The organism is Stenotrophomonas sp. X (genome assembly GCF_055721025.1).
In genome coordinates this window covers 2,196,296-2,212,851 of record NZ_CM146756.1, presented here as the reverse complement: position 1 = coordinate 2,212,851, position 16,556 = coordinate 2,196,296, and the positions used below count along the sequence as shown (strand labels likewise).

Genomic DNA, 16,556 nt, shown 5'->3' with positions numbered 1-16,556 from the left:
GGGCGGCCCTGCCAGCGTCTGGCGCGCCGGAACGCATAGGCGCGTGAACCGCGCAGTTGCTCACGCCTCCCCGCGCCACTGGCTCATCAGCATCTGCAGGAATCGCTCCGCCGTGGGCGAGAGCAGGGCGCCGCGGCGGCGGACGATGCCGATCGTGCGTGACACCACCGGGTTGCCGATCGCGCGTGTCACCAGGGTGGGGTGATCCCCGTCCGGCGTGGCCATCTTCGGTAGCACCGACACGCCGATGCCCGCCTCGACCATGCCCAGTGACGTCGACAGGTGCGTCACTTCATAGTGCCAGCTCAACTTGAGGTTCTCGCGCGCCAGCGCACCATCCAGCAGCGTGCGGTTGCCGCTGGTGCGATGCACGGTGATCAGCTGGTGCTCGGCCAGATCGGCCCATTCCACCTTGCGCTTGCGGGCCAGCGGATGATCGCGTCGGCAGGCGAGCACGAACGGATCCTCGGCCAGTACGTCGAAATCGAGATTCGGATCATTGGCGCCCATGAAGTTGATGCCGAACTCGACTTCGCCACGTTCCACTGCCTGCAGACCCTCCGTCGCCGGGATATCCAGGATGCGGAAGCGCACGTTCGGGTGCGCTTCGTGGAAACGCGCCATCACGCTGGGCAGGAAGTAGAACGCCGCCGTCGGCAGGCACGCGATGGTGACGGTAGCGCCGCGGGTGTCTTCGCGGCCACGCAGTGAGAACAGCGAGCCATCGAACTCCTCCAGCATGCGGCGCACCAGCGGCAGCAGGTTCTCGCCGACAGCGGTGGTACTGACGCTGCGCGTGGTGCGCTCCAGCAACGGCGACCCCACGGCCTGCTCCAGTTTCTGGATGCGGCGGCTGAGTGCTGGCTGGGAGACGTGCAGGATTTCTGCGGCGCGATGGAAGCTGCGGGTCTCCGAGACCAGCAGGAAGGCGCGTAGATCCAGGATTTCGCAATTGATGCTCATTGTGTATCAATCATCCAAAAATCAGCAATTCACAGATCAATTGGGGTCATGCCAGTATCGAATCACAGAGGGGTCATTCATCCCCTATACGCATCAATCTAGCACACGTATGTCCAACGATCTGCTTAGCATTCCCTGCGTCCTCATGCGCGGCGGCACCTCCAAAGGCCCGTTCTTCCTGGCCAGCGACCTTCCGATGGACATCGCTGAACGCGATCGCCTGCTGCTGGAAGTGATGGGCTCGGGCCATCCGTTGCAGATCGACGGCATCGGCGGTGGCAACGCGCTGACCAGCAAGGTGGCGATCATCGACCGCTCCAGCCGTCCGGACGCCGATGTCGACTACCTGTTCGCCCAGGTACGGGTAGAGCAGCAGGTGGTGGATACCTCGCCGAACTGCGGCAACATGCTGGCGGCCGTAGGCCCGTATGCCATCGAGCGTGGGCTGGTGCAGGCGCAGGATCCGCAGACCGAGGTGCGCATCCACAACGTCAACACCGGCAAGCTGATCATCGCCACGGTGGAAACCCCCGGCGGCAACGTGGTGTACCGAGGTGACACGCGAATTGCCGGCGCGCCGGGCTCGGCCTCGCCGGTCAGGCTCGCTTTCCTTGATGCGGCAGGCGCCCGCACCGGCAAGCTGCTGCCCAGCGGCCACGCGCAGGAGGCCATCGATGGCGTGCCGGTCAGCCTGGTGGACTGCGCGATGCCGATGATGCTGGTGCGCGCAGAAGATCTGGGCGTGCGCGGCGATACCCCGCCCGCCGAACTGAACGCGGACGCGGTATTCATGCGCCGGCTGGAAGCGCTGCGCATCGAGGCGGGCGCCCGCATGGGCATCGCCGACGCCGGCAACAAGGTCATTCCGAAGCCGGTGCTGCTGTCGGCGCCGCGACACGGCGGCGATCTGCAGGTGCGCTATTTCATGCCGCATCAATGCCACACCGCGCTGGCCATTACCGGCGCGGTCGGCCTGGCCACCGCCGCCGTTACGCCGGGCACGCTGGCCCACACTTTGGTCGGATGCCTGTCCGTTCCCGGCAGCATTACCCTCGAACATCCGAGCGGGGCCCTGGAGGTGGGCCTCAGTCGCAGCTCGCAGGACGCGCCGGTCGTTGCCAGCGTCGTGCGCACCGCACGCCGGCTGTTCGAAGGACGCGTGTTTGCCACCACGCCAGCACTTGCCGTGGCCGGTTCCACCCAAGCCCGCCAATGGACGTCAGCGGCATGATCTGAACCCGGACGGGCCGGCGCAGGTGCGCATGCCCGCCATTACAACGTAGATGCTTCACTCCTGGGAGGGATGATGTACAAGCAGTTCTTGATGGCCGCGCTGTGCGCGGCTGGTCTGGCCGCGGCCGGATGCAGCAACAGCGGGCGCACCGAAGGCGCATCCGCCGGCGGTGGTGACAATGCACCGGTACGCATCAGCGTCGGCTCCTACAACCTCAACAACCTGCCGTTCTTCATCGCCGACGCCAAGGGGTACTTCAAGGACGTCGGCCTGCAGGTGAAGACCGAGAACTTCGCCCAGGGCGGCTCCAAGGTATTGCAGGCGCTGGTGGCCAATTCCACCGATGTGGCCGTCGGCTTCTACGACCACACCATCCAGATGCAGGCCAAGGGCAAGGACGTGGTGGCCTTCGTGCTGCTCTCGCGCAATTCCGGCCTGGTGATGGCCGGCCGCGAGGATGCCAGCTTCGATCCGGCCCGCCCGGAGACCATCAAGGGCCAGAAGGTCGGGATCACCGCGCCGGGCTCATCATCGGACTTCTTCGTCCGTCACTTCCTCGCTCAGCACGATATCCCCGTCGACAGTGTCTCCCTGATCGGCGTCGGCTCGGGCGCCGCTGCGGTCGCCGCGCTGGAGCAGGGCAAGATCGACCTGCTGGTCAACTACGACCCGGCCGCCACCCTGATCACCGAGCGCAAGGTCGGGAAGATCCTCCTCGACGCGCGCAGCGATGACGGCGCCCGCCAGGTCTATGGCAGCCTGTACCCGACCTCGGTGATGTACGCCAACCAGAGCTTCCTGGACAAGCGCCCCGAAGCGGCCGAGAAGATTGCCCGCGCCGAACAGATGGCGTTGAAGTTCATCGCCGACAACAGTGCTGAAGACATCGTTGCGGCGCTGCCGGACAGCTACGTTTCTGGCGACCGCGCCACCTATGCGCGCGCGGTGGAGAACGCCCGCGCGATATTCACCCGCGACGGTCATTTCACGCCGGCTGATCTGGAAACGCCGTTGAAGGTGCTGCGCGAGTTCAATACGGATGTGGCCAAGGCCGACATCGATCTGTCCCGCACCTACACCAATGCCTTCGTCGAGCGTGCCAGCGCTGCGGCGCCGGCTGCCCAACCGTAAGCGGAGGTAACCCCATGGCCCTCAATGCCACCGTGCGCCAGCTCAATGGCGCACCGCAGCTGGAGCCTGCACAGACCATGGTCGCCATCAACAAGGTGACCATGTCCTTCGGCGAATTCACCGCCGTCCGTGATGTCGACATCCAGGTGGGGGACGGCGAGTTCCTTGCCATCGTCGGGCCAACCGGCTGCGGCAAGAGCACCATCCTCAATTCCGTGGCGGGCCTGCTGAAGCCGTCGTCGGGCCAGGTCAGCATCGACGGCCGTGCGGTCAGCGGCGTGCAGGAGTCGGTCGGCTACCTGTTCCAGCAGGATGCGCTGCTGCCGTGGAAGACGGCTTACCAGAACGTTGAGCTCGGCCTGCGCTTCCGTGGCGTGCCCGAAGCCGAACGCAAGGCCAAGGCCAACGCGTGGCTGGCCAAGGTCGGCCTGGCCGGTTTCGAGCACCGCTATCCGCACCAGCTGTCCGGTGGCCAGCGCAAGCGCGTGCAGATGGCGCAGGCGCTGATCGTCGAGCCGAAGGTGATCCTGATGGACGAACCTTTCTCGGCGCTGGACATCCACACCCGGCACCTGATGCAGAACGAACTGCTGCGCCTGTGGCAGGAGGACCGGCGCTCGGTGATCCTGATCACCCACGATCTGGAAGAAGCGATCGCCCTGGGCGACCGCGTGGTGGTGCTGTCCTCCGGTCCGGCCAGCCGCGTGGTGCGCAGCTTCGACGTGGATCTGGAACGCCCGCGCAACGTGGCCGAGATCAAGCTGGATGACCGTTTCACCGACCTGTACCGCGACATCTGGGCCTGCCTGCGCGGCGAAGTGGAGAAAAGCTATGCACGCCAAGACTGACAAGTTCATCCAACTGGCCCTGGTTGTGGCCGTGTTCGGCGGCTGGGAGGGCGGCATCGCGCTGGGCGTGATCGATCCGTTCTTCTTCCCCTCGCCAACGGCGATCGTGCAGCAGGCCTGGACCTGGCTGTCCGATACGTCGTTCTACCAGCACGTCTACATCACCCTGACCGAAACCGCGCTGGGCTACATCATCGGCACCGGCCTCGGCGTGGCCGGCGGTGTCTGGTTGGGCTTGAGCCGCCGCTCGGCGCGCATCCTCGATCCCTTCATCAAAGGCTTCAACGCAATTCCGCGCGTAGTGCTGGCCCCGATTTTCGTGTTGTGGCTGGGGCTGGGCCTGTGGTCGAAGGTGGCGCTGGCGGTCACCCTGGTGTTCTTCACCACGTTCTTCAATGCCATGCAGGGCGTACGCGAGGTGAATCCGGTGGTACTGGCCAATGCCCGCATCCTGGGCGCAAGCCGCAGCGACCTGCTGCGCCATGTCTACTTCCCGGCAGCAGCCAGCTGGATCCTGTCCTCGCTGCGCACCTCGGTGGGCTTCGCCGTGGTCGGCGCGATCATCGGTGAGTACCTCGGCGCCTCGGCGGGCCTGGGTTACCTGATCGCGCAGGCAGAAGGCAACTTCAACGCCGTCGGTGTGTTCGCCGGCATCATCATCCTGGCCGCCTTCGTGCTGGTCATCGACGCGCTGCTGGACGTGGTCGAAAACAAGCTGATCACCTGGCGTCCCAACGCCCAGGCCCAGGCCACCAGCTGACCGGGCCGGGCTGAGCCCGCCTGCCGCGCCGCCGGGACGATCCGGCGGCGCGCGCTTCCTCCCCCGATCTTCCCCCGCACCACCGCTACAGGCCAGCGCCGGGCCAGGGGGCCGGCTGGCCGGAGAGAGAGTCCATGAACCATTCCACCGTGCTGCCGCTGGCAGCGCTGTCGGTCGCGCTCGGCCTGCTGTTGGCCAGTGGCCATGCCGGCGCCCAGTCCACGTCTTCGCTGCCCGCGCCGCTGAGCCAGGCTGAGCTGTCACGCCTGGTGCAGCAGCAGGCACTGCAGATCCAGCAACTGGAAGCACGCCTCCGCGCCGTGGAGGGCGGGCACGGCACCGCCGGCGCGGCGGTCGCAACGCAGGCCCCCGCGCTGGACACCCGCGTCGCCGCACTGGAATCCAGCCAGGCCAAGGCGCCCAAGGTCACCTGGTCCAAGGGTGCACCGGAGTTCAGCAGTGCCGATGGCACCGTGGCGTTCCGTCCGCGCGGACGCCTGTTCGTCGACGCATCCAGCACCGACGGATCGTCAGTGAGTGACCGCAACATCTCCGGTACCGAGATCCGCTCGGTGCGGCTGGGCGCCGAAGGCCGCTACGGCATCCTCGGCTGGGCGGTGGAAGGTGACTTCGCCGACAACACGGTGGCGTGGAAGTCGGTCTACGCCACCGTGGACCACCGCCTGTTCGGGCTGCCGGCCGACCTGACCGTGGGCAACCGCCTCAACGACCAGGGTATCGACGGCTCAAGCAGCACCTCCAACACGCCGTTCCAGGACCGCAACGTGGTCGGCACGCTGATGCTGCCGCAGCGCGGCCTGTTCGGTGTCGGCCTGACCGAGCGCGTGTACGGCAAGAACTGGCATGCCAGCCTGTCGGTGGCCGGCAACGATCTCAACAACGCCGGCACCGACAACGACAGCCAGACCTGGGCCACGCGCGTGCATTGGAACCCGGTGGCCAACGACGCAGTCACGGTGCACCTGGGGGCCTGGGCCTTCCACGAGGAGATTGCCGCAGGCGCCAGCGGCGTCGTCCGCAGTTCGGCCATCGCCGGGCACTTCAACGACCTGGTAAAGATCTCGCCGGGCACACTGCTGGGCGCCGAGCGCAGCACGTCCCATGGCGCGGAACTGGCAGGCTTCTTCGGGCCGGCCTGGGCGACCGGCGAATGGGGTACGCGCAACCTGCGCGGGACCGACGCTGGCGGGCGCTACGATCTGGACCACCAGGCCTGGGCGATTTCGGCGGGCTGGTTCCTAGCCGGTGCAAGGCCGGCCTATTCGGGCAGGGCCGGCACCTGGGGCCGGGTGAAGGTGGCTGACCCGGTCACCCGCGGCGGCGCCGGGGCATGGGAACTGAAGGGGCGCTACGAGGACGTGGACTATGCCGAGCTGCCCAGTGGCGGTACCGGCAACGCGTGGACGCTGGGTGCGAACTGGTATCTCAACGACTTCAGCCGCGTGATGTTCGAGGCGATCCGTTGGCAGACCCGCAACCGCAGCGGCACCGGCCAGGGCAGGGATGAAGGCACCACCTTCAACACCCGCCTGCAGGTGGCCTTCTAGAAGCGCATGCCGCTCGCGCGCCGATCAGAGCAGCAGCAATGCTCCGATCAACGCCGGCGGCATCACCAGCGCGCCGACGCGCAGGAAGTCGAGCGCGCTGACATGCTCGCCCTCGCGGCGCAGCGCCACCAGCCACAGCATCGTCGCCAGCGAACCGGTGACCGACAGGTTGGGTCCCAGATCCACGCCGACCAGCAATGCGGCACGGGTCTGCGCCGGCAGGTCGGCCATCTGCCCCAGCGAACCGGCGGCCAGGCCGACCGGCAGATTGTTGGCCACGTTGCTCAGCAGCGCAGCCGCGCCACCGGCCAGCCAGCTGGCCTGGCGGGGGGACGCCTGCGCCACGGCCTGTAGCGCGCTGGCCGCGCTCTGGATGACACCGGTCTGCGCCACCGCTTCCACCAGCACGAACAGTCCCGCCACCAGCGGCAGCACGCCCCAGGACACGTGGCGCAGCAGTGGCAGCGGGCTGCGCCGCTGGCGGATCGCCACCACTGCCACACTCAGCGTGCCCGCGCAGAACGTGGTCAGGCCCAATGGCCCGTTCAAGGCGGACGTGACCAGCAACACGGTGCCGGTGAACAGCACGCCCAGTGCGCTCAGCCGGCCGCCGTCGGTCAACGGGCGATGCGCCGGCGCGGCCACCAGCGGCTGGGCGATCTCGCGCCGGTGCACCCAGCGCAGGACCAGATAGGTGGCACCGATCGCCGCCGTCGACGGCAGCGCGAACTGCGCCAGCCACTGCAGCAGCGGTGGCATGTGCTGGCCGTACACCACCAGGTTGGCCGGATTGGAAATGGGCAGCACGAAGCTGGCCGCATTGGCGATGAAGGCACAGACGAACAGGTAGGGCAGGGGATTGGCGCGCGCCGCCTTGCAGGCGGCGTAGACCGCCGGCGTCAGCACTACGGCCGTTGCATCGTTGGACAGGAACACCGTCACCAGCGTACCGACCAGGAACACCAGGTCGAACAGGCGTCGCCCGGATCCGCCCGCATGCCGCACCGCATACAACGCGACCCAATCGAACAGGCCCTCGCGCCGCGCCAGTTCGGCCAGCATCATCATGCCGACCAGGAACAGGTAGACGTCGCGGCCTTCGGCCACCGCGCCCCATGCGGTGTGCAGCGACACTGCGCCCAGCAACGGCAACACGGCGGCAGCGCCCAACGCCCACACATATTCGGGGATGCGGAAAGGACGGAACAGCAGGCCGAGGGTGGCAACGGCGACCGCTGCCCAGATCAGGAGGGGGGCTTGGGAGGCAAGCATGGAGTGGGGCTTCAGCGGCACCTGCAGCGACCCCGGCGCAGGGGGGCCTGGCGCGCGCGATCAGCGGATGGGCGGCCGCTGCAATCATCGCAGGTTCCGGGTCGCCGAATCATACCGCGCGGCGCGGCATGGCGACCGCTGCGGACGACCGCGTTGCAGGTGGGCCGGGGGCGGCGCCCAGCCCACGTCCAGCACGCAAGCGCGCCATGACTTCAGGTACTGCAGTGTGACTACACATGTAGTCACGTTGCGCGCACACTCATTGGACCAGATTGCGATGCCAGGATCCTGCTGGTTGTCCTGCGCCCTGGCCCTGGTGTTCGGCATCGCCGGGCCCAGCCAAGCGGCGACGCGTGCCGAAGCCCTTGCCGCGATCGAGCGCAACGCGCGCGCCGCGCATTCCGATGCGATCCTGGTGATGCACGACCGGGAGACGCTGCTTGAGTTGAAGGCCGCCGCCGGAGCCAGATCTCCGCGCGCGGCCTGAAGCTCGCCGATCTCTACGACATCACACGGGGACCGGTCGTCGGCTTTGCCGCCAACGGCTACCTGGGCCAATACCTGATGATCGTGCCGGAACAGCGGGTGGTCGCCGTGCGTCTGGTCCACCGGCGCGAGACCCACAGCGCTCCACAGGACGACTATCCCTCCTTCTTCGCCGATATCCTGCAGTTGGCGCGGACACTGCGATAGGCCCTGTCGCCATCATGTCCACGCGCGCTGAACATCTTCCTGGAGCGTTCTTCACTGGCGCGCCGCCTAAAGTGGGATGACATCTTGGCCGCACACCAACTGAAGCATGTTTGATTATCAGGACTGGACCTTCCACGCCAATGGCCGAACGGTAGTGGCGCGGGTAGCGCTGGACGGCGACGGTGGCGGCACCATCAACCGCTACCAGCTGGTGCCGGGGCCGGCGCAGTCGGGGCTGTGCATCAAGGTCGCCTCCCAGGACGAGGCCGCGCAGAAACTGGAGGCCGAAGTGACCAAGCTGCTCGGGCCGGAGTGGTAGCCACGACGCCATGCCGGGCAGGGATCCGCATGGTGACGTCGGGATGACCGGGCCCGGGCAACGGGCATCGCGCCGGATGCCCGTTGCGTGAGGCCGCTTACTTGGGCATCAGCACGGTGTCGACCACGTGGATGACGCCGTTGGACTGGCCGACATCTGCAATGCTGATGCCTGCCTTTCCACCCTTTGCGTCGATGACCCAGAGCTTGCCATCGTGGAGCGCCACGGTGAGAGGCTCACCCTGCACGGTCTTCAGGGTGGCCTTGCCGCCGTGCTTGCGGGCATCGGCCAGAAGCTGGGCGGAACTGTAGTTGCCCGGGACGACGTGGTAGGTCAGGATCCGGGTCAGCTGTGCCTTGTTTTCAGGCTTCACCAGTGTATCGACAGTGCCTGCAGGCAGCTTTTCGAAGGCCGCATTGGTGGGCGCGAAAACAGTGAAGGGCCCGGCGCCGTTGAGGGTGTCGACCAGGCCGGCTGCTTTGACCGCTGCAACCAGCGTGGTGTGATCCTTGGAATTGACGGCGTTCTCGACGATGGTCCTGGTGGGGTACATTTCTGCCCCGCCCACGATGACGGTGTTGGCGGCGAAAACCGAGGAGCCGGACGAAACGAGTACGGCGAAGCCGACTGCGGCGGCGATGCGCTGAAGAGCGTTCACGGTGCGTTCCTTTCTGGATGACCCGCAAGTGCGGGCATCTTTCCTACGTCGGGCGAGCGTGACCGGATGCAGCAACGGCCGAGTCATCAGCTGTTTGGCGCGCTGCCGGTTTTGCTGCGCTGCATGGTGACAACGGCGAACCTCGGTGATTACTCTCCGCTGCAACGCGATGGTAGCGCTACCAGTCGGACGGGGATCCAGGGTCCGGGAGGCTGCCTTCTTTGCCGCGTGTTTGTCCTGGCAGGCTTGAAAAGCAAGTGTAAGTCGCGGCGTGCCCGAGCACCCGTGCTGTTCGGTTTGGAATGCGGGCCACGCCCGTGCGTGCCCCTGGGAGGGGGCGGTACATCCATTCGATCGTATGTCAGAGGGGACTTTCATGAGCACCTGCAGTTTCCGTGGCACCCCGGGCCCGAGGTCCGGTTCATGAGCCGCGCGTTGGCGAAGTTCCGGTCCCGGGCCATGTTCACCTTCGTGGGTGGTGCCCTGGTCATCAATCCCGCCTTTGCGCAGGACGCCGCACCGGCGACCGGGCCGCAGCCGCAGAGCCAGTCGCAACCCACCCAGCTTGATGCAGTGCAGGTCACGGGCATACGCAACAGCCTGAGCCAGGCCATGGACATCAAGCGCGACTCGGCGGGCGTGGTCGACGCGATCAGTGCCGAGGACATCGGCAAGTTCCCCGATACCAATCTTGCCGAGTCGTTGCAGCGCATCACCGGCATCTCCATCGAGCGCCGTGACGGCGAGGGTGCGCAGGTGACCGCGCGTGGCTTCGGACCCCAGTTCAACATGGTCACGCTCAACGGTCGGCAGATGCCGGGTGCCGATGCATTCGGTGCCTCTGGACAGGTCGCCATCGGCGGTGTCGACGGCGGCACCCGCGCCTTCAATTTCGCGCAGCTGGCCGCCGAGGCCATCAATGGTATCGAGGTCTACAAGACCAGCCAGGCGCAGGTGCCCAGCGGTGGCATCGGTGCGACGATCAACATCCTGACCTCGCGTCCGCTCGATCACGCCGGCATCGTGGCCAGCGCGGGGGCGAAGCTGGTGTCCGACCAGAGCCAGCCGTTCGACAATGACCTGACACCGGAGCTGTCGGGCATCTTCAGTTACAGCAATCCGGAAAAGACCTTTGGCGTCAGCCTCAGCGCGAGCCAGCAGAAGCGCAAGGGTGGCTCGGTGCAGGCCACGGAGAACTACTGGAACGTGCAGCCGTGGACAGGGTCGATGCCGGGCAACCCGACCGTGGTCAATGCTCCGGCCGTCGGCCAGCTTTACGCGCGGCCCAATGACCTGCGCTACGCGTTCTCCGAATTCGAGCGCGAACGCGTCAACGGCCAGGCCGTGCTGCAGTTCGCACCGACGGACAGCCTGACCCTGACCGTGGATTACACCTACTCGACCAACGAGATCACCGAGAATCGTGGCGAGCAGGGCATGTGGTTGCAGAACAGCAACTACACCAACGTCGAGTTCGACACCAGTGGCGCCGTCGCGACACCGGTATACATCCGCGAAATCGCCGGCACCAAGGATTTCGGCCTGGAGCAGCAGCGCAGCATGCAGGAGTACAAGCTGGGTTCGCTGGGCTTCAACGCCGTCTGGAATGTCAGCGACCGCTTCAAGCTCAGCTTCGATGCGCACAACTCGAAGAACGAGAGCCGACCGAATGATCCGCTCACCGGCGGTGGTTCGATCTTCATGAGCATCGCCGGCACCAACAACTGTACCCGTGGCCCGCATTGCGGTGGCTCCTGGGTGCAGGAGCTGAACTTCAACAATGGCCTGCCGGTTGGCACCCAGGTCTGGTATCCCAGCACCGCCGATGCGGTCGCCGGGACCAATGGCGTGGTCAATCCGGGCTTCCAGGAAGGCGAGGTTGGCACGCAGGTGCTGCGCGTCAACGCGCAGACCCAGATCAGCGAGATCAAGCAGGCGCGCGTCGATGGCGAATGGAACTTCGACCACGGGCGCTTCCAGTTCGGCGTGGACACCAACAAGTCCACCACCCACCGCATCCAGGCCGCCGAGGCCTACTCGACCCTGGGCGACTGGGGCGTGGCCAACGTGGACCGGGATACCGCCGCAGGCCTGATGGACCTGCTGCAGCCGGTCAGCATCGTCGGCCTGTTCGACGACTACAGTGCCAACAGCTGGCCCGCCTGGCGCGGCAATGCCGGGCAGCTCGCGCAATGGGCATCGCGCGAGTACGGCGTCGGCCTGGGTGTGAACCCGCAACGCGCGGCCGACAACTTCGTGGAAGAGAAGACCAAGGCGGCGTACTTCCAGGTGGAGCTGGACGGGGAGCTGGGTGGCATGCGCACCAACACCCGCCTGGGCGTGCGCTATGAAACCACTGACGTGGTGTCGACCTCGGTCATTGCCGTCCCCGAGTCCATCGAGTGGCAGGCCAACAACGATTTCCGCATCGTGCTGTCCGATGAGCAGCAGCCCTTCACGGAAAAGGCGCGGTACAGCTACATCCTGCCCAACCTTGATTTCAGCATCGACCTCACCGAGGAGCTGAAGGGCCGCGTTTCGTTCGGCAAAAGCATCGCCCGCGCGCCGTACGGCAATCTCTATGCAGGACCCGGGGCCCAGCAGCCGTTCGGCTCGGTGCTGATCGATCCCTCGTCGCGCGCCAGCGGCAATTCGCAGAACCCGAGCCTGAAGCCGCTGGAATCGGACAACCTCGACCTGGGGCTGGAGTGGTACTTCGCCGATGCCAGCTATGTGTCATTGACCTACTGGAACAAGTCGGTCAGCAACTTCATCGGCAACACCGTCGTCCAGGAAAGCCTGTACGGCCTCACCGACCCGACCTCCGGGCCGGATGCGCGGGCGGCGTTGGACTTCCTGACCAGCGGCGCCTGCGTCGCCCAGGTCGGGCCGGCCAATGCGGCCGCCTGCTCGGCCAACGACACCTCGCTGTTCAGCGCGCTGGCATTGCTGCGCAACAATCCTGCCGGCCTCGGCGCCTACAACGGCACTGATGCGCAGGTGCTGGCCACCGAAGCGGCCTACGATCTGTATGGGCAGCCCAACGATCCGCTGTACCAGTTCAACGTCAATCGCCCGATCAACCAGAACAAATCCAAGCTGCATGGCTGGGAGCTGGGCGGCCAGTACTTCTTCGGTGACACCGGCTTCGGCGTGCTGGCCAACTACACGGTGGTCAAAGGCGATGTCGGCTACAACAATGGCGGCGATCCGGGCATCGACCAGTTCTCGCTCACTGGCCTGAGCGACACCGCCAACGCCATGCTGATGTACGAGAAGTACGGGTGGTCGGTGCGCCTGGCATGGAACTGGCGCGACCAGTACCTGATCCTGGCCAACCAGGGCTCCAGCCGTAATCCCTACTATGTGGAGCCGTACGAGCAGTGGGATCTCAGCGTCAACTACGCGCTGGATGACCACTGGTCCTTCAGCCTGGAGGCGATCAACCTGACCGGCGAGGATGTGCGGTGGCGCTCGCGCACGTCGCAGATGATCGTCAAGCTGGCAGACCAGAGCCCGCGCTACATGCTGGGCGTCCGCTACAAGTTCTGAGCCTGGTTGCCGACGCGTCCGGCACGGCACCGCTGCCCGCCAGCGGTGCCGTGCCGGGACGGTGACGCCGCAGCTGTCGCGCCTGCGCTACGCTGCCGGCCAGCCACCCCGCACTGGACTGGATACCCTGATGGCCCGCTACGAAATGCTCAACAACATCGCGCATCGGGACCTGAAGGTCGCCACCGGATTCGGGCCGCAGTTCGGCGATGCCGTGGGCATGGTGCCGGCCTATCCCAGCGAGTTCGCCGAACTGCAGCGTGAGTATCCGATCTTCCTGCGCAGGGAAACCGGGACGGAAGCGTGGCAGTCCGTGGCCCTGCTGGGTTTCGAGCAACACGAGAACCTGTTCCTGCAGGACGGGCGCTGGGATGCTTCCTACCTGCCTGGCGCGGCGGCCAAAGGGCCGTTCCTGATCGGCTTCCAGGAGCACTACGTGGATGGCCTGCTCACCCAGGATGCGGTGATGCACGTGGACCTGGACCATCCGCGCGTCACCGACGGGGGCGGCGAGCCGGTGTTCCTGCCGCAGGGCGGCAACACCCCTTACCTGGACCACATCGCAGGGGTGCTGCGCGGCATCCACGAGGGCAGTGCCTTCGCGGCCGGGATGTTCACGATGCTCGACGACTGCGGCCTCATCCAGCCGGTCACGCTCGACGTGCAGATCGCGCCGCACCACCGGGTGAGCGTGAGCGGATTGCACGGCATCGACCGCGAGCGCCTGGCGGCGCTGGACAGTTCGCGCCTGGCTGCGTTGAACCGCGCCGGTTACCTGGAAGGTGCGTACCTGATGCTTGCCTCTCTGCATAACATGCGCCGCCTGATCGCCGAGAAGCAGCGCCGTCTCCGCGTGCAGGACGGCACCGCGCAGGCGGCGAGGAACTGACCGGTGCACGCCAGCCTGCCGATGCGGATCCTGGAAGGCATCGATCCTGCCGCCTTGCCACTGGCTGCCCTGGTGGAGGCCGGTGACCCGGTCGTACTGCGCGGCATCGCCACCGATTGGCCACTGGTCCAGGCCGGGCTGGGCGGGGTGCAGGACGCAATGGCGTACCTGTGCAGCGTCGATGCGGGTGCGCCCATCCAGTACTCGTTCGGCGGCGCCGAGATCGGGGGGCGCCCGTTCTACAGCGCGGACTTCACCCGGTTGAACTTCGAAGTACGGCGCGGTGGGCTGGCCCAGGTGCTGGAAGAGATCGCCATGACGCTGCATGCACCGCAACCGCCAACCTACTACTTGGCCTCGCTGCCGATCGCGCGGGCACTGCTGCCGGCATTCGCGCAGGCCAACGACGCCGGTCTGGCGAAGCAGGGCATCGACGCCACCGCCAGCATCTGGATCGGCAACCGGGTGACGGCCTCGTGCCATTTCGACACACCCGACAACCTCGCCTGCTGCGCGGTGGGGCAGCGCGAGTTCACCCTGTTCCCGCCCGACCAGATCGACAATCTGTATCCGGGCCCGCTCGATCCCACGCCGGGGGGACAGGTGGTCAGCGTGGTGGACTTCGAACAGCCCGACTTCGATCGGCATCCACGTTTCCGCGAGGCGCTGGCGCACGCGCGCCGCGCGGTGCTTGGGCCCGGCGATGCGATCTTCATTCCCAGCATGTGGTGGCACCATGTACGCAGCCTGGAACCGTTCAACGTGCTGGTGAACTACTGGTGGCGAAGCTCGCCTGCATGGCTGGGATCCGCGCTGGCGGCGCTGCACCACGCGATGTGGGCCGTGCGTGATCTGCCGGCGCGCGAAAAGCAGGCCTGGGAAGGGCTCTTCCGCTACTACGCATTCGGCCCTGGCGAGCGCGCGGGGCAGCACCTGCCTGACGCCGCGCGCGGGGATCTGGCACCGTTCGACGAGCAGCGCGCCCGCCGCATGCGCGCGATGCTGCTGGGCAGGCTCAACCGTTGAGAGAGGGCACCATGTTGGATACCCAGAGCACGCCTTCAGGGCGCATCCGCAAGGTGGTCATTGCCGGTGGCGGTACGGCGGGTTGGCTGGCCGGCTGCGCGCTTGCGCACCAGTTCCGTGACCAGCTGCAGATCACGCTGGTCGAGTCCGAGCAGATCGGCACGGTCGGTGTCGGTGAGTCCACTGTGCCGCCGATCCGCACCTTCCACCGCTTCCTGCAGATCGACGAGCAGGAGTTCCTGCGCGCGGTGGCCGGCACCTTCAAGCTGTCGATCTCGTTCGAGAACTGGCGCCTGCCGGGCGATCGCTTCTTCCATCCGTTCGGCACCATCGGCCATGGCACCTGGGCGGCCCCCTTCCATCACTTCTGGCTGGACAGCCTGCGCCGCGGCATGCCCTCGGACCTGGGCGACTTCTGCCTGGAGAGCATCGCCTCGCGTGGCGACCGCTTCTCGCTGCACACCCAGCCGCAGGCCAGCTATGCGTATCACTTCGATGCCGGGCTGTATGCGCGGTTTCTGCGCGGCAGGGCCGAGGCCCACGGCCTGCGCCGGATCGAAGGCCGGATCGCCCAGGTCAGGCAGCACGCGCACGACGGTTCGGTGCAGGCGCTGGTGCTGGACGACGGCCAGGTGATCGAGGGCGATCTGTTCATCGACTGCACCGGCTTCCGCGGCCTGCTGATCGAGCAGGCACTGGGCACCGGCTACGAGGACTGGCACGAATGGCTGCCGTGCGACCGGGCTGTGGCGGTACAGACCGAAGCGGTGGCGCCGCCGGTGCCCTATACCCGGGCGATCGCCCACGAGGCGGGGTGGCGCTGGCACATCGCGCTGCAGCACCGCGTTGGCTGCGGGCTGGTGTACGACAGCCGCCATCTGTCCGATGACGAGGCCGCCGCGAAACTGCTGCGCGATGCCGGGGCTCCACCCTTGCGCGATCCATGGAAGGTGCCGTTCCGCAGTGGACGCCGGCTGAAGGCCTGGAACAGGAACGTGGTGTCGCTCGGGCTGGCCAGCGGCTTCATCGAACCGCTGGAGTCGACCAGCATCCATCTGACGATCAGCGCGGTAGTGCGCCTGATCCAGCTGTTCCCGTTCGACGGCATCAGTGCGTCGCTGGTGCAGCTGTACAACGATGTCAGCCGCCAGGAAATGGAGCACGTGCGCGACTTCATCATCCTGCACTACCACGCCACGCAGCGCAGCGAACCGATGTGGAAGGCCTGTCGCGAGATGCGCGTGCCCGAGTCGCTGCAGCAGCGGCTGCAGGCATGGTGCGAGCGAGCACATGCGTGGCAGGACCCCAGTGAGCTGTTCCGCGTCGAATCCTGGACCAGCGTGCTGCTCGGGCAGGGCATCGCGCCCGGTCCTGCGCACCCGCTGGCGCGGGCCGTGAGTGATGCCGATCTGCGCACCTTGTTGAAGGGCATTCAACGGCCTGTGCAGCAGGCCGCTGCGCAGATGCCGGCGCAGGCGGAGTTCATCGCGCAGTACTGCAGGTCCGGCGTGGACGTGTGGCGTTCGACGGCAGCAAGTGCGTAGCAGGGTTTTGCGTTGCAGCACGCTTTTTCCGCTGCGGCTGGTTACAGTGCGGCAACACCGCGGGCGATGACGCGCGCGGTGGCAACGAGGGGGCCGGAC

The 16,556-nt window shown here is 66.6% G+C and carries 14 protein-coding genes and 1 pseudogene; 12 read left to right on the top strand and 3 right to left on the bottom strand.

What is annotated here, in order from left to right; translation table 11 throughout:
- Positions 1 to 60 precede the first annotated feature (60 nt).
- Positions 61 to 963 (bottom strand): LysR family transcriptional regulator, encoded by a 903-nt coding sequence (locus ACZ75I_RS10195; protein WP_010485668.1) that lies wholly within the window; start codon positions 961 to 963, stop codon positions 61 to 63.
- A 109-nt stretch (positions 964 to 1,072) separates the two neighbouring features.
- Between ACZ75I_RS10195 and ACZ75I_RS10190 the strand changes: the two genes are divergently transcribed.
- The 5 genes from ACZ75I_RS10190 (at position 1,073) to ACZ75I_RS10170 (ending at position 6,504) form a co-directional block, all read left to right on the top strand.
- Entirely contained in the window at positions 1,073 to 2,194 is a 1,122-nt protein-coding gene (locus ACZ75I_RS10190; protein ID WP_346476197.1) for a 4-oxalomesaconate tautomerase, read from the top strand.
- 75 nt (positions 2,195 to 2,269) lie between these two features.
- Entirely contained in the window at positions 2,270 to 3,328 is a 1,059-nt protein-coding gene (locus tag ACZ75I_RS10185) for an ABC transporter substrate-binding protein (RefSeq protein WP_346476078.1), read from the top strand.
- 14 nt (positions 3,329 to 3,342) lie between these two features.
- On the top strand, positions 3,343 to 4,176 hold the full coding sequence (locus ACZ75I_RS10180) for an ABC transporter ATP-binding protein (RefSeq protein ID WP_049467258.1): 834 nt from the start codon (positions 3,343 to 3,345) through the stop codon (positions 4,174 to 4,176).
- Positions 4,160 to 4,936: an ABC transporter permease gene (locus ACZ75I_RS10175; protein WP_005409726.1), complete on the top strand. Its 777-nt coding sequence runs from the start codon at positions 4,160 to 4,162 to the stop codon at positions 4,934 to 4,936. Before ACZ75I_RS10180 ends, ACZ75I_RS10175 begins: the two co-directional genes overlap by 17 nt.
- Before the next feature lie 134 nt (positions 4,937 to 5,070).
- Positions 5,071 to 6,504: an OprO/OprP family phosphate-selective porin gene (locus ACZ75I_RS10170; RefSeq protein ID WP_472957800.1), complete on the top strand. Its 1,434-nt coding sequence runs from the start codon at positions 5,071 to 5,073 to the stop codon at positions 6,502 to 6,504.
- 24 nt (positions 6,505 to 6,528) lie between these two features.
- Here the strand turns inward: ACZ75I_RS10170 and ACZ75I_RS10165 are convergent, their stop codons facing one another.
- On the bottom strand, positions 6,529 to 7,776 hold the full coding sequence (locus ACZ75I_RS10165) for an arsenic transporter (protein WP_472957799.1): 1,248 nt from the start codon (positions 7,774 to 7,776) through the stop codon (positions 6,529 to 6,531).
- A 295-nt stretch (positions 7,777 to 8,071) separates the two neighbouring features.
- Here ACZ75I_RS10165 and ACZ75I_RS10160 point away from each other — a divergent pair, with 295 nt between their 5' ends.
- From ACZ75I_RS10160 to ACZ75I_RS10150, 3 genes and pseudogenes are all read left to right on the top strand, one after another.
- The gene (locus tag ACZ75I_RS10160) at positions 8,072 to 8,263 is read left to right on the top strand and encodes a hypothetical protein (protein ID WP_472957798.1); all 192 of its coding nucleotides are present in this window, start codon (positions 8,072 to 8,074) and stop codon (positions 8,261 to 8,263) included.
- A pseudogene (locus ACZ75I_RS10155) lies at positions 8,230 to 8,469 on the top strand (penicillin-binding protein); the annotation flags it as partial. The gene ACZ75I_RS10160 and the pseudogene ACZ75I_RS10155, both read left to right, overlap by 34 nt.
- Positions 8,470 to 8,575: 106 nt before the next feature.
- Complete coding sequence (locus ACZ75I_RS10150; RefSeq protein ID WP_049411161.1) at positions 8,576 to 8,788, top strand: hypothetical protein; 213 nt, start codon at positions 8,576 to 8,578, stop codon at positions 8,786 to 8,788.
- 97 nt (positions 8,789 to 8,885) lie between these two features.
- Here the strand turns inward: ACZ75I_RS10150 and ACZ75I_RS10145 are convergent, their stop codons facing one another.
- On the bottom strand, positions 8,886 to 9,446 hold the full coding sequence (locus ACZ75I_RS10145) for a fasciclin domain-containing protein (RefSeq protein WP_180867790.1): 561 nt from the start codon (positions 9,444 to 9,446) through the stop codon (positions 8,886 to 8,888).
- Positions 9,447 to 9,869: 423 nt separating this feature from the next.
- On the opposite strand from ACZ75I_RS10145, the gene ACZ75I_RS10140 reads away from it, so the two are divergent.
- The 4 genes from ACZ75I_RS10140 (at position 9,870) to ACZ75I_RS10125 (ending at position 16,457) form a co-directional block, all read left to right on the top strand.
- Complete coding sequence (locus tag ACZ75I_RS10140; protein ID WP_472957796.1) at positions 9,870 to 12,998, top strand: TonB-dependent receptor; 3,129 nt, start codon at positions 9,870 to 9,872, stop codon at positions 12,996 to 12,998.
- Positions 12,999 to 13,128: 130 nt separating this feature from the next.
- Complete coding sequence (locus tag ACZ75I_RS10135) at positions 13,129 to 13,887, top strand: SapC family protein (protein ID WP_472957795.1); 759 nt, start codon at positions 13,129 to 13,131, stop codon at positions 13,885 to 13,887.
- 3 nt (positions 13,888 to 13,890) lie between these two features.
- Positions 13,891 to 14,913 carry a cupin-like domain-containing protein gene (locus tag ACZ75I_RS10130; protein WP_472957794.1) on the top strand — a complete coding sequence of 341 codons (1,023 nt, stop codon included), beginning with the start codon at positions 13,891 to 13,893 and terminating at the stop codon, positions 14,911 to 14,913.
- 11 nt (positions 14,914 to 14,924) lie between these two features.
- Positions 14,925 to 16,457 carry a tryptophan halogenase family protein gene (locus ACZ75I_RS10125; protein WP_472957793.1) on the top strand — a complete coding sequence of 511 codons (1,533 nt, stop codon included), beginning with the start codon at positions 14,925 to 14,927 and terminating at the stop codon, positions 16,455 to 16,457.
- The last annotated feature ends 99 nt before the right edge of the window (positions 16,458 to 16,556 follow it).